Genomic DNA, 13,352 nt, shown 5'->3' with positions numbered 1-13,352 from the left:
CGTAGATTGGATGAGAATAGAGATGAAAAAAGTTTTAATAGTTGAAGATGAACAGATTATCCGAGAGACTGTAGCCCATTATTTCTCGCATGATGGATATGAAGTAATTACAGCGGAAGATGGTCAAATTGGGCTAGATTTGTTTGCTGAACAAGAGCATAATATCAGTTTAGTTATTTTGGATATTATGCTCCCATTAATGGATGGATGGTCAGTGTGTAGACGTATTCGAAAGAATTCTAATGTTCCTATTATCCTATTAACGGCACGAAGTGATGAAGATGATACGTTACTTGGATTTGAACTTGGGGCAGACGATTATGTAACAAAACCATTTAAACCGTCTATTTTATTAGCGAGAGCAAAACGTTTGTTCAAAGATACAAATCAACAAGTACAATATCAGGACTGTATTAATTTATGTGGTATTCGCTTAGATAAATCAGCACGTTCTGTTTCAATAGATGGACAAAAAATAGATTTTACACATACAGAATATGAAATTTTACACTCTTTAATGCAACACAAGGAACAAGTACTATCAAGAGAGCAGTTAATCACAAATATTTGGGGATACGATTATGATGGAGATGATAAAACACTAACTGCACATATGCGTAATGTACGATTAAAACTTGGTGAGAAAGCAAAACACATTATTACAGTTGTTCGTACGGGTTATAAATTTGAGGTAGAAAAATGATGAGAAAGAAGATTGTGTTTCAGTTATTTTCTCTTACCTTTTTACTATGTTGCATGATTATCGCAGCTATCTTTTTCGGACAAATGTATGTGATGAAATACTTATATATAGATAAAGAAAAAGAAAATGTTCAGAAGCAATTACAACGGTACTATACATTTTATGAAGCTCATAAACAGGATGAAAATACACTCCAGAGGAAGGAACTCTCGTATGCTAATCAGCAGGGTATTATGATTGCTAGGCTCGATAAAGAAGCCAATATCAAGAAATTACCATCAGGAGATCATTATATAAAAACAGTTGATAAAAATGATTCGAGTCGATCCTCTAAGGTTGTGTTTAATAATTTAATCAATGCAAAGAAAGATATGGATCCTAATTTCAGTATATTAATTACAAGTTTACTCAATAAAACGACTAAACTAGCTATCATGGATACAGTAAGTAAAAGATCGAATAAAGACATAGTGATTCCTACAACATTGAGAATAAAAGGTTATGATGGAAATTTTGTTGCACCTACTTATTATCAGATTGATAAATATATGATGTCTGGTGCTAAAAATGGTATGAAGGTTTTTTCAAAAGAAGAAAGTGAGAAATATTATTTCTTAGAGGGAATTGTAACAGAGATAAATTTCCCAGTTTACTTCAATTCAAAAATGAATAATACATTGTATAGTAATGAGGTGTTTGCAAATCGTATTTTGCAATTTCAATCGGAATGGATCAGCGATAAAGTGAAATTACAAGGAGACGAATGGGTTCAGAATGAAATCAGTATAGATGGAATCAAGTATCTAGAAACGATAAAACCACTCATGCAAAATGGACAAGTAAATGAATTCATTTATACATTGTCTTCGTTACAACCGATTACAAAAGTGACAGATGTAATGAGTGATTATTATATATATATTATAGCATTTGTGCTGATTCTATCGCTGGTTGTATGTTTATATTATTCAAGAATTATTACCAAACCATTACTAAAAATTAATGAAGCAACGAAAAAAATAATGCAATTTCAATTTCAAGATAAGCTTTCTATCAAATCAAAAAATGAAATTGGTGAGCTTTCCTCTAATATTAATCAACTCTCAGAAAGAATGGAAGGATATATCAATCAGTTAAAAACAGACTTAGAAAAAGAGAAAAAATTAGAACAGACACGAAAAGATTTCATTGCAGGCGTTTCGCATGAATTAAAAACGTCACTCAGTGTCATGCAAATATCTGCATCTATGCTGCAAGATGGAATCGCGCCTGAAATGAATCAATATTATTGGGAAGCATTAGAAAAAGAAATAGAGAAAATGAATGTGTTAATAGATGAAATGTTGAATTTGGCTAAATATGAATCCGGAACGTACCAAATACAGATGGAGCAGGTTAATATAGGGAATTTAATTCAAAAGGCAGCAAAAGATTTACAAGTTCAAATTAAAGAAAAATCACTACACATCAAATTAAATATAGATAATGTTTGTGTTAAAGGTAAAACACATCTGTTAGAACAGGTCATAACAAACTTGTTTACCAACGCGATTCGCTATACAGATGCGAATCGAACCATTGTGATAGATGTAAACGAGAAACAACATGACGTATATATAGGGTTTGAAAATAAAGGGGCACATATAGCAGAAGAAAACATAGATAAAATATGGGATCAATTCTATAGAGTGGATAAATCAAGAAAAAGAGTATATGGTGGAACGGGTCTTGGACTTTCAATTGTAAAAAATATATTAGATTTACATAATGTAAAGTACGGTGTAACTAATACAAAAGATGGGGTATTGTTCTACTTCCATTTAGAAAAATGGGATACAAAGTAGTAAGATGTAACATTGATATTATAGATTTTACTGTGGTGTTAAAGGCGATTTACATTCATATAAATTATTTTTAAAAAGGTGCGGAGTCAACTGAAATGTACCCTTTAAAATGGACAGTTTAATAAAAAAAAACTGAAAAATCAAGCCCGGAAAAGATGGTTCCGATATTCAATCGGAATCATCTTTTTTAATGTTCACTGATAACGATTATAATTATACCCCTCCATCTATTAATGGTATCTTTAGTAAAGTTGAAGAATATGTAGGCTAAAGCGTCCATAGCGTTGCTTTTTTTGGTTATATAAGGGTAATATCATATAGGAGTAGAGGCCATGCATATTTGCACCAGAACCGGTTAAAATTAAGGTGGTTCAGTTAGAGAAAGGAACTTTATGGTATCATTTTAGCGAGTTTATTTATATTAAACTATATAAATAAGAAGTTGCATAAAGGTAAGTAAATATTATAATTGATTTTGAACCATTTAATCCAACAATAAATGACATAGCGATCAAACTTACTATGGTACTTTTTATACCGTTATTCTTAGCCTTGCTTATCAAAGTCATACTTATGAAATTTATGAGAGAATCGATTGCTGGCAGACTAGCATATCTATCTTGTCTATTTTTTATGTACTATGTATTTAAATTTGTTACAGAGTAGAAAGACATCTTAGGATGTCTTTTCTTTATAAATAACAGTAATGTAGTATTTAAGCCTATACGTTCACACAAGATTACATGTATTTAGTTCTGTATATCAATAAAGTTTTGGAACTTGATTTTCTTATCCAATCAAGTTCCAAAAAACTCTAAACTAAAAACTTATAAAGAATCTTTGATAAATAGCCATTATTATAAATTTTGTAGGTACTTTCATGTCTTAATAACAGGACATGAAAGTCTAAACCTTTTGAACATAGGACAAAAAACTCTAAACTACTTAGCCAGTAATATCTTTAACTTATTTTATTATAATAGATGAAAATAATGATAAAATTATACCTTTTTCCTAATTGCACGTGTGAATATTCTGATACAATAGAATTAAATAAATTTAAAGTTAGGGTGAAACGTAATGTGGGATAGTCATTTCCATGGTACTCCAAGTAAAGTGATAGTTGAAGAGATTTCTTCGGAAAACAATAGTGATAAAACTTTTAAAGTTGGACAAATATATTCACATCCATTATATGTTTATAAGCTAGAAATTTCTAAAATTGAAGCGTATAAAGGTGAAAGTTATAGTTATAGAAATGCTTCTATATTTGTAAAGCCTTGCTTTTTTAATAGGGAAAATGAAATTGTTAAATTAGATGAGTATGAGATGACTACAGAAGAATTGAACGCAGACAAATGGTGGATTGAATCAGAAAAGTAGAGGTGAGAATACTATGATTAATTTACTTATAAATACAGGTCTTTCTAAAAAGCTGTTAAGTGAATGGCATCCTATCAAGAATGGTCACTTGAATCCTGAAGATATTACATATGGAAGTTACGAATATATTTGGTGGGAGTGCTCTGAGGGACATGTTTGGGGATCAACTCCTAATGATAGGCTGAAAGTTGAAGATGAGCTTTGTCCAAAGTGTATGAAGAAAAAGCAGCAGCTAGATAAATTAAACAATGTTAATAAAATAGAAGCTAAATCACTTAGATGTATTGATCCAGATTTATCTAAGCAATGGAATTTCAAAAGAAATGCAGATGTAACACCTGATAATGAGATGATTGATGAAGAGAATTGGAATGTTAGATGGTGGATATGTGGTAAGGGTCATGAGTGGAAGGAGTCTGTTAGAAGTAGACTTCATGATAAAACTGTGTGTCCATACTGTTCAAATAAGAAAGTTTGCAAAGACAACTCATTAGCAACAATGTATCCAGAGATAGCAAAGGAGTTTTGTATCTTTGACACATGTTATCGGCAGAAATTCCGAAATCCATATGAGGCAATTTATACTTCAAATGAAGAAGTAATGTGGGTTTGTAAAGAAGGTCATATGTGGAGAGAAAAAATAAATTTAAGAGTGAAAAATGGTAAGGGATGTAGAACTTGTGAAAAGTATCAACAGTCAATTGCTCTTCATAACCCAGAAATAGCAAAAGAATGGCATCCTACAAAGAATAAAGAAGTATATGGTGTAACAACACCAGAGGAGACATCTACCAGATGTAACGAAAGAGCATGGTGGATTTGTGGTAAGTGTGGACATGAATATAAAGCAATGGTCAAAGCTAGACATGAAGGGGCTGCAAAATGTCCGTCATGTTATCTTCCAGAACCAAGGGTAAGAAAAAAGAAAAGAGAAGCTTTATTTCAAACTTATAATAAGATGGAAGATAATAGGGTTATCTTTGAGAAGAATTTAAGAGGAAAATTTAAAGATAGTGAAGGATAGCTTGAAATCTTTTTTCAAATTTGTGCTGGGAAGCTAAAAAACTAAAAAAGTGTCCTTTTTGCTTTTTTAGTTTTTTACATTTTATTTTGTGGAAATGAATTTAAATAAAAGCACCTATAAATCTCTAAGGTGCTTATTTTACTATATCTAGACCTTGCTATTTTGTGTAGCAAGGTCTTTTATTATATGTTCTATTTATAAAGTGAATTTAGTACGATAGAACATTTTCAATACTCCTAGAAATCATAGCAGTGCTTTTTTGTTATAAAGGATAATATTATATAGGAGTAGAAGCCATGCATATGACAAAAAAGAACAATTTCGGTAGGAATCCTGATTGTTCCCTGAAATGCGTCTTATATTTGCAAAAGAACCGGTTAAAATTAAGATTGTTCAGTTGGAGGAAGGAACCTTATGGTATCTTTTTAGCGAGTTTATTTGTATAATTTTATTCTTTAAATAGAACGATAAGAGAAAGGTAAGTGAATATTATAATTAATTTCGAACCATTTAATCCAATAATGAATGACATAGCGATCAAACTTGCTATGGTACTATTTATACCGTTATTCTTAGCATTGCTTGTCAAAGTCATACTTATGAAATTTATGAGAGAATCCGTTGCTGGCAGGCTAGCCTATCTATCTTGTCTATTTTTTATGTACTATGTATTTAAATTTGTTACAGAATAGATAGGCATCTTAGGATGCCTTTTTTATAAATAAAAGTAACGTAGTATTTAAACATATACGTTCACACAAGATCACATGTATTTAGTTCTGTAAATCTATAAAACTTTAGTTTGGATTTTCTTGGCCCAAGCTAGTCCCAAAAATGAGAGTTTAGAGTTTCATGCCTTTGTACAGTACATTAAGATAGGAGGGGAGTTTAACTCACATTTCCTCAACTGTTCGTTAAATTCCTATTTAACGAACACTTTATTTTTTAATATATATATTATATAATATTAATTGTATTAACTTATGAAATGTCATGTATCTAAATATAAGCTTTGTTTATTTAGATACTCCTCAAATTCTAATTGTATATAAAATTAAGGAGTGAAAGTAATTGAAACTAACAAGTGCAATTTTAGAGATGGATTCTAACGGAAATATTCGTAAGGAAGATAACATGGCTACAATCATTGCAAATACAGACACAGGTAATTCTATTCGTTTATATTGTAAGATTGATCCAGAGCAGAATACTATTGTTGCTTTTAACACGGCCATTATGGGGATTGTCTGTCCTTGTTGCTATTCAAACACATTTACATGTACTACACTTTATAACAAAAGACATAAGTTACTTCGTGAAGCATATGAACTTTTAAACGAAAACCATGCTATTGGTTTAAAATTACTTTATGACCATTTTGGAGAATTAATAGTTGAATAAATTTAACAATACAGTAGTTCACTATTCAATAGCACATATAATGTAATAAAAAGCATTAGGTTGACAATAACTTTATTACATAAACTATTCGTTAAATTATGTATTTATTTGGATCCTTGTCGTTTTATATATTAAAGTAAAATTATTTATTATCGCTCCGTATGTATTTGTTAAAAAAATTCATTTCAGAAAAACCTTTAAAATTACTTATTTCTTCTATTCATAAAACATCTTCAATGATATAACAATTTAGAAAATGCAAGAATGTGCATGGATAATAAAGTTGTCTAAATTACAATAAAGCCTTTTAAAAATAGAATAGTTATTTAACAGGCTGGGCTGAATTAGGATTTTATGCCCTCTATTTTATTTTGTGCTATTCAATAAAAAGGAATATTGTAACATTTCTTGTTAAAAAAAGGGCTGTATGCAGGAGGAGTTAATTAAATGTTAGGATTACCCTGTAGTAAAGTTTTTTAGTTTTTTTGACTAAGGAATAGGAGGTAGAATTCTTAAAAGAGAAAAAATTAATTGAAAAACAAATTGGAGAATACATTTTGGCAATACACCCTATTGTGAAAGTACTGTCACTCCAAACTTGAGTGCAAAACCTAATATTAATATTGCACTTGAATTAAAGAATTTTGAAAATGGTTTGAAATGTATCGCTAAGTTAGAACAGCTATATTATGGGTATAGAAAAAGAAAAGGTGTATTACTTGAAAGATATTATTTTAACTAAGGAGAACCGAGAACATATCAAACCATATGTATGAAAAGGGTAATAAATATTTAATTGAGCAATTGTGTTTTAGAGATTACTTATGAAATAATAAAACCGCTCGAATTGAGTATGAGCAGTTAAAGACTCAATTCGAGCGGGATAATCCCGATAATAAATATAAGTATAAGTATTTAGATGATAAAACAAACTTAGTTAAATCTGTATTCGCTAAAATAACTAATTAAAAAGGAGGCTATGTGTAACTAATCACTTTCCAAATTTAAATAGCTTTATTTTTCATGAAATATCGTTTTATGAAAGCATTAAAGCAATTTTTAAACAAATACAATAATCGCCTATCAAATTTATTGATAGGCGATTATTGTATTTCTAAGAACAAAATTAAAAAACTTTATTATTTCTACACAAAAAAGATTCTTATACATTTGTAAGGTAAGAAAGTAGATTGTTTTGTTTTTATAAACGATTTACAACTTCAAGTAAAAGAGCCTTGCTACATACTATTGTACAAAGACTCTTTTATATTTACTCAAATCTACTCACACTTTAAATAAAATGGTTTAATTCAACTTTACTAAAGCTCTATTAGTAATAGATAAACAGTATTATTTTTCAATAATATCTTCTAACGTAGGTAATGATGGGATAGCACCATAATTCATACATGTAATTGCTCCCACTTTGTTTGCAAATTTAACAAAAGTGTGTATTTTTTCTGAGTTTACATCAAATATATTTTCTTCCTGCGCAAATTGATAGAGCATAGCTCCTACAAAAGCATCACCTGCACCTGTTGAATCTACTTGCTTTACAGTAATCGAAGGAATAAGTACTTCCCCTTCATTTGTTGCAATAAGTGTTCCTTGTTTTCCAAGCGTAATGGCAACAGCATTTGCACCTGTTGCAAGTAAAAATTTTGCAGCATTAATCATATTTGTTTCTTTTGAAAGCATTATCGCTTCCTCTTCACTTACTTTTACGAAATGAGCTTGCCCAATGAAAGATAAGCAATCCTTAGAAAATTGCTCCTTATCTGTAATGAGTGTATCACGATAGTTTGGATCAAATGAAATGAAGTGATTTTGATCTTTAGCGTATTGAAATAAATTAAAATATGTTTCTTTCAAGTTACCAGGTAATAAAGCTGTTGCAGAACCAAAATGAATAATATCATTCATTTTCATCTTAGAAAAATCAATTTGTTGAAAATGATATTCTCCATCTGCACCACGCATGAATGTAAAATCACGTTCCCCGTGTTGGTCAATGGAAACGAATGCTAATGTTGTTTGTTTTTCTTTTACAAGCATAGAAGTATCAACATTATTTTCTTGTAATGTTTTTTCAAGAAATGTCCCAAAAGAATCATTTCCAACTTGCCCCATAAAGGAAGCCTTACCACCTAATTTTGTAATTGCCGCCGCAACATTTGCTGGGGCACCTCCCGCTTTCTTTTCAAAATATATACCTTCACTTAAAGATTCATTGTTGCAACAAATAAAATCAATTAACAATTCTCCGATGCAAAAAACTTTCTTCATTCTAAACCTCTCCCAAGTTTGTATTGTGTAATTTGAAATTCCATCTTTTCATCTGCGAAAAGTGAGATGCCACTTTCTAAATCTTTACGAGGAAACACACGTGATGTAAAGACAGTGTCTCCATCACATAAGAAAACTTCAACAATACTTTGATCAACAAAAATCTGCATACTCATCGAATCTTGAATTTGAATTTGTTTGCAACGTGTATAACCGTACTCTCCACCAAAACGATGTTGAAAATTTCCACGTTCAACTGAAACAGTTCCCTTTTCACGATGAAAAGTAATAGGGAATGATTCTTCCTCATGATGAAATAACGAAATACCGAAGACATTAGCCTTTTCCACTTGTAGTTGTACTTCTAATTCGTAAGAGCGTTCTTTAAGGAGGTCTAATAATACACATGTTTCATTCTGCACACAACCTGATATAGACTTTGAAGATGTACGCAATTCTTTCAATTCAGAAACAGGTCGTTGCTTTAATATATTCCCTTCAAGAGTAAGCTCACGAGGAATAGTTAAACAATGTGCCCACATGAAATCATCTGAAGGGTATGATATTTCACTGGATCCCGCCCAGGCAAACATAATGCGTCTTCCATTGGAATCTTGTAATGTTTGCGGTGCATAAAAATCAAATCCTTTATCTAATTCATTATAAGACTCAATATGAAAATATAAATTCTCTAAATCTAGTGTTCCAACTGCATAAATGACATTATAAACATTTTGGTAACTATCCCCTTTTCCTTCAAGTCCTTGTGGGGAGAAAACCAAGATGTCTTTTCCATCTAAATGGAAAAAATCAGGACACTCCCACATGAAACCAAAATCCTTCAAGTTAGTTTGTAGTTCTCCATATAGTTCCCAACTAAACAAATTTTTTGAGTGATAAATGAGAAGTGTTCCTGTCTCATTACTCCGTTGTGCCCCAAGGAGCATATAATAGCACCCATTATGCTCCAAAATTTTAGGATCACGAACATGCCTAGTATATCCAGCTGGGACTCCTCGAATAATCGGATTATATGCTATTTTTTCTATTTCATATTTGTTATTCATAAGAGCCAGACATTGATTCGCATTACTGGAGCCATCGTCATATTTTACATTTCCGGTATAAAATAAATGAAGTATATCATTTTTCACAAAAGACCCACCAGAATAAGCACCATGTGATTCGTAATCTTCTGTTGGCGTAATGGCCACAGGCATACGCTCCCAATGAATGAGATCTTTCGACTTTACATGCCCCCAATGCTTCATTCCATGAATCGGAGCAAAAGGATACCACTGATAGAATATATGATATTCATCGTTATAATAAGATACACCGTTTGGATCATTCATTAATCCATATGGAGGATGAATGTGGTAGATTGGCTTCCAAGAGTCTTGGTTTGCAACTTTTTCAAGTGAAGTCAATTCACCTTCTTTTGCATCCTGTATTTTTCTATATTTACTCATCAGGTATTCACCTCAAAATATTAATTCTTTTCTTTATATAAAATAATTGTTGCTACAAAAGCTGTAATTACCGCAATCACAAAACCAATTATATAATGGACTGCATTCATTACCCCTAATGGAACTACAATCGTAAGCATTGGAATTCCTGTTAAACCGTAAGCATTTGCTGCAACATTCATAAACACAACATATGCTCCGCCTAAAGCTCCACCAATTCCCGCACCAATAAATGGTTTTCCTAATTTTAAATTCACACCAAAAATTGCCGGCTCTGTAACACCCAAAAATGCTGATATTGCAGACGGAATTGCAATTCCCTTTGTTTTGGTATTCTTTGTTTTAAAGTAAACAGCTAGGGCTGCTCCACCTTGTGCAACATTGGCCATTGACCATATCGGGAGTAAAAAATTCACACCAATTTCTTTATTTGCAAGCAATCCGGCTTCAATTGCGTGGAAACTATGGTGTAAACCTGTTAATACAATAGTTGAATATAAACCACCGAAGATAAAACCAGCTATTGGTCCTGCAACTTCGTATACAGTATTTAAAATGTAAGTAATTCCATCACCTATCTTATAACCCGCAGGACCAATAATAATGAGCGATAGAAAACCTGTAATCATAACTGTTAAAAAAGGTGTAATTAATAAGTCTAAAGTATTTGGTACATGTTTTCGTAATTGTTTCTCTATAACACTCATAACGTATACACATAATAAAACTGGAAGGACTGTACCTTGATAACCAATCATATCAATATCCATACCAAGAAAATGTAAAACTGTTGGCTTCGCATTTACAAGTGTCCAAGGGTTCGTTAATGCAGGATGAGTTAAAATCCCACCAATTACAGCTCCTAAGAAAATATTACTACCAAATTCCTTTGCAGCACTAACACCAAGTAAGATTGGTAAAATTATAAAAGTAGCACCTGAAAATATATCAAATAATTGAATCATAGCATGATCAGCCGGCACCACTTTAAACGCTTTCAACATTCCTAGTAGACCCATTAATAAACCGCTTGCTACAATTGCCGGGATGATTGGCACGAAGATATTAGATAAAACTTTTGCTAATCGAACAATTGGATTCATATTTTTCTTTACGACTCTTGTATCTGTTTGCGAATTGATTTGAGATGAGCCAATAAGATTTGCAAAAGGTTCATATACCTTGTTAACAAGTCCCGTTCCGAAAATAATTTGATACTGCTCACCTGTAGAGAATGCACCTTTTACCCCTTCAATGTTTTCGATTTCTGTTTGTATTACTTTTGAGTCATCCTTTAAAACGAGGCGGAGACGTGTTGCACAATGCGTTGCACTTACAATATTTTCTTTTCCGCCAATATGCTGTAATACACTGTTAGCAATTGCTTTCATATCCATCCGAAATCCTCCTAAATATTTATGGAACCGGTTCCGTAAATATTCAAAATAGGAGACAGGTTTTTAAATGTAAAAAAATCCTGTCTTAACCTTACCGGAATGGAACCGGTTCTACAATAGATTATAGAGCGCTTTCACACTTTGTCAACACTTTCTCGAATTTTCAATTCATATTTTGAACTGATTATTTTTGGTACTTCCTTGTTCTCAACTAATTGTATAATAGATGTCGCTGCAACAGTACCAGTGTAATGGTAATCAAACGAGACGGTTGTTAAACTAGGATGAATCATCTCTGAAATATCATATCCTCCAAAACCAGTAACTGATATATCTGCTGGTACAGAAAGCTTCCTTTCATGAATCACCTTAATTGCCCCAATTGCAATATTATCTGTTGCACAAACAATAATAGTTGGAAACTGATTATTTAAAATGTCTGATACTTGTTTCATAGCATCTTTCACTTGAAATGTTGTCTTATAGTATGTAACATTGCATGATGGGGCAAACTTTTGAACTGCTTTTTGAAAACCTTGTTTTCTTTTTATACCTACCGAAACATCTTCTTCCGTCACTCCTACATATGCAATATCACAATGTCCTTGGGATAAAATATAAGATCCCAATTCAAATGCTGCTTCAAAATCATTGTGAATCAAACAGTATTGATTTTCGTATTGCTGGCCAACAAACAAAATAGGAATTTGTAACTTACACAAAATTTTATTGTGCTGAGCAGTTAATTTTGTGGTTAATAAAATGATACCAGCTACTTTTTGCTTTACAAAGTTTTCAATTGCTTCTATCTCTATTTCTTGGCTTTGGCTTGCGTTTGCAACAAGCATTTGATAGCCATGTTCGCGAAGTGAGATATCGATTCCGATAAGTGTTTTTGTTGTTGCAAAAGAATCTAACCGAGGGACGATTACTCCAATTAAATTTGTGGTTTTCGCTTTTAAACTCCGTGCAAATGTATTGGGAGAAAAATTTGTTTCTTGAATAATCAATTCAATTTTTTGTTTTGTTTTTTCACTGACGTATCCACCGTTCAAATAACGGGATACAGTACTTTTTGCAACACCAGCTAATTTTGCAATATCTGATATATTATTTGCCATTATTCTCTCCTCACTATCATTATTGATAGATGTATAGAAATTTGTATACTATTTATTAATATTAACTTATAAATAATAAATTTTCATTTATTATTTGAGAACAACTATTTCAGTTAGTTTTTCTCTTTTTTATTTGATTTAATACTTAATACCTCTATACTTTTATTACATAATATTCTAAAGCCTGTTATAAGAACTTTTCTTGTCCCATACCAATATCCATGGCATTTTGCATTACTTCTTGTTTAAATTCATAATCTGTATGAAAAGTTTATGGCTCTACATTACTTTATAATATTTTGATATACTCCATCGCGACATAGTTGAAAGGAATTAAAATAATTTATTATATACTAAACTAAGTACTACTACTTCAATACATTGTTAAATGTTGGAGTAAATAGTTAACTTACAAGATAATCATAGCACTTGTTAAAATTTGGAGATTTTTAATTTCTCATTACTTAAAATCTAGGTATATATTCAATTACTGCTCATTATGCTGCAATGATGTTTCTACTATAAATATAATTTAAACTAATTACCTTTTTGAGACTAGATTTCAGTTTATCCCTTAATCTATCGAATACTATAATTCATGTTATGTTTACTAACTGATTGGATAATAGTGATCCCGCCACATGCCCATCAATTTAAGAAGAGTAAACACCCCTAAATTGAAAAAATAAGCTGACTTCTCAGAATAACTAACTATAGAGAA

Annotated in this window: 10 protein-coding genes and 1 pseudogene; 7 read left to right on the top strand and 4 right to left on the bottom strand. The window is 31.4% G+C overall.

Annotated elements, in window-relative coordinates; translation table 11 throughout:
- Positions 1 to 22: 22 nt before the first annotated feature.
- The 7 genes and pseudogenes from RTP99_RS21585 (at position 23) to RTP99_RS21555 (ending at position 7,324) form a co-directional block, all read left to right on the top strand.
- Positions 23 to 703 (top strand): response regulator transcription factor, encoded by a 681-nt coding sequence (locus RTP99_RS21585; protein WP_000756749.1) that lies wholly within the window; start codon positions 23 to 25, stop codon positions 701 to 703.
- The gene (locus RTP99_RS21580) at positions 703 to 2,547 is read left to right on the top strand and encodes a sensor histidine kinase (protein ID WP_046647183.1); all 1,845 of its coding nucleotides are present in this window, start codon (positions 703 to 705) and stop codon (positions 2,545 to 2,547) included. Before RTP99_RS21585 ends, RTP99_RS21580 begins: the two co-directional genes overlap by 1 nt.
- Positions 2,548 to 3,627: 1,080 nt before the next feature.
- Complete coding sequence (locus tag RTP99_RS21575) at positions 3,628 to 3,930, top strand: hypothetical protein (protein ID WP_000263523.1); 303 nt, start codon at positions 3,628 to 3,630, stop codon at positions 3,928 to 3,930.
- 13 nt (positions 3,931 to 3,943) lie between these two features.
- Positions 3,944 to 4,954, top strand: a complete 1,011-nt coding sequence (locus RTP99_RS21570; protein ID WP_312367498.1) for a zinc-ribbon domain-containing protein — start codon at positions 3,944 to 3,946, stop codon at positions 4,952 to 4,954.
- Between the two features lie 482 nt (positions 4,955 to 5,436).
- Complete coding sequence (locus tag RTP99_RS21565; RefSeq protein ID WP_001021329.1) at positions 5,437 to 5,646, top strand: hypothetical protein; 210 nt, start codon at positions 5,437 to 5,439, stop codon at positions 5,644 to 5,646.
- Positions 5,647 to 6,025: 379 nt separating this feature from the next.
- Positions 6,026 to 6,355, top strand: coding sequence for a hypothetical protein (locus RTP99_RS21560; protein ID WP_225991072.1), 330 nt, complete (start codon positions 6,026 to 6,028; stop codon positions 6,353 to 6,355).
- A 447-nt stretch (positions 6,356 to 6,802) separates the two neighbouring features.
- Positions 6,803 to 7,324, top strand: a pseudogene (locus RTP99_RS21555) (GrpB family protein).
- 381 nt (positions 7,325 to 7,705) lie between these two features.
- Here RTP99_RS21555 and RTP99_RS21550 read toward each other — a convergent pair.
- The 4 genes from RTP99_RS21550 to RTP99_RS21535 form a co-directional block, all read right to left on the bottom strand.
- The gene (locus RTP99_RS21550; RefSeq protein WP_046646349.1) at positions 7,706 to 8,641 is read right to left on the bottom strand and encodes a carbohydrate kinase family protein; all 936 of its coding nucleotides are present in this window, start codon (positions 8,639 to 8,641) and stop codon (positions 7,706 to 7,708) included.
- Positions 8,638 to 10,113, bottom strand: a complete 1,476-nt coding sequence (locus tag RTP99_RS21545) for a glycoside hydrolase family 32 protein (protein WP_046646350.1) — start codon at positions 10,111 to 10,113, stop codon at positions 8,638 to 8,640. The genes RTP99_RS21550 and RTP99_RS21545 overlap by 4 nt, the downstream gene beginning before the upstream one ends.
- A gap of 20 nt (positions 10,114 to 10,133) precedes the next feature.
- Positions 10,134 to 11,510 (bottom strand): sucrose-specific PTS transporter subunit IIBC, encoded by a 1,377-nt coding sequence (locus RTP99_RS21540; protein ID WP_046646351.1) that lies wholly within the window; start codon positions 11,508 to 11,510, stop codon positions 10,134 to 10,136.
- 134 nt (positions 11,511 to 11,644) lie between these two features.
- Positions 11,645 to 12,631 (bottom strand): LacI family DNA-binding transcriptional regulator, encoded by a 987-nt coding sequence (locus RTP99_RS21535; RefSeq protein WP_046646353.1) that lies wholly within the window; start codon positions 12,629 to 12,631, stop codon positions 11,645 to 11,647.
- Between the last annotated feature and the right edge of the window lie 721 nt (positions 12,632 to 13,352).

The sequence above is a fragment of the Bacillus sp. (in: firmicutes) genome (assembly GCF_031983925.1).
GTDB classification, from domain to species: domain Bacteria; phylum Bacillota; class Bacilli; order Bacillales; family Bacillaceae_G; genus Bacillus_A; species Bacillus_A pacificus.
Note: the sequence above shows the minus strand (reverse complement) of the source record. Positions and strands in the feature narration are given on the sequence as shown.

Coding starts and splice junctions, on each gene's coding strand:
- RTP99_RS21585 (WP_000756749.1), top strand. CDS start 23: ATGAAAAAAGTTTTAATAGTTGAAGATGAACAGATTATCCGAGAGACT.
- RTP99_RS21580 (WP_046647183.1), top strand. CDS start 703: ATGAGAAAGAAGATTGTGTTTCAGTTATTTTCTCTTACCTTTTTACTA.
- RTP99_RS21575 (WP_000263523.1), top strand. CDS start 3,628: ATGTGGGATAGTCATTTCCATGGTACTCCAAGTAAAGTGATAGTTGAA.
- RTP99_RS21570 (WP_312367498.1), top strand. CDS start 3,944: ATGATTAATTTACTTATAAATACAGGTCTTTCTAAAAAGCTGTTAAGT.
- RTP99_RS21550 (WP_046646349.1), bottom strand. CDS start 8,641: ATGAAGAAAGTTTTTTGCATCGGAGAATTGTTAATTGATTTTATTTGT.
- RTP99_RS21545 (WP_046646350.1), bottom strand. CDS start 10,113: ATGAGTAAATATAGAAAAATACAGGATGCAAAAGAAGGTGAATTGACT.
- RTP99_RS21540 (WP_046646351.1), bottom strand. CDS start 11,510: ATGGATATGAAAGCAATTGCTAACAGTGTATTACAGCATATTGGCGGA.
- RTP99_RS21535 (WP_046646353.1), bottom strand. CDS start 12,631: ATGGCAAATAATATATCAGATATTGCAAAATTAGCTGGTGTTGCAAAA.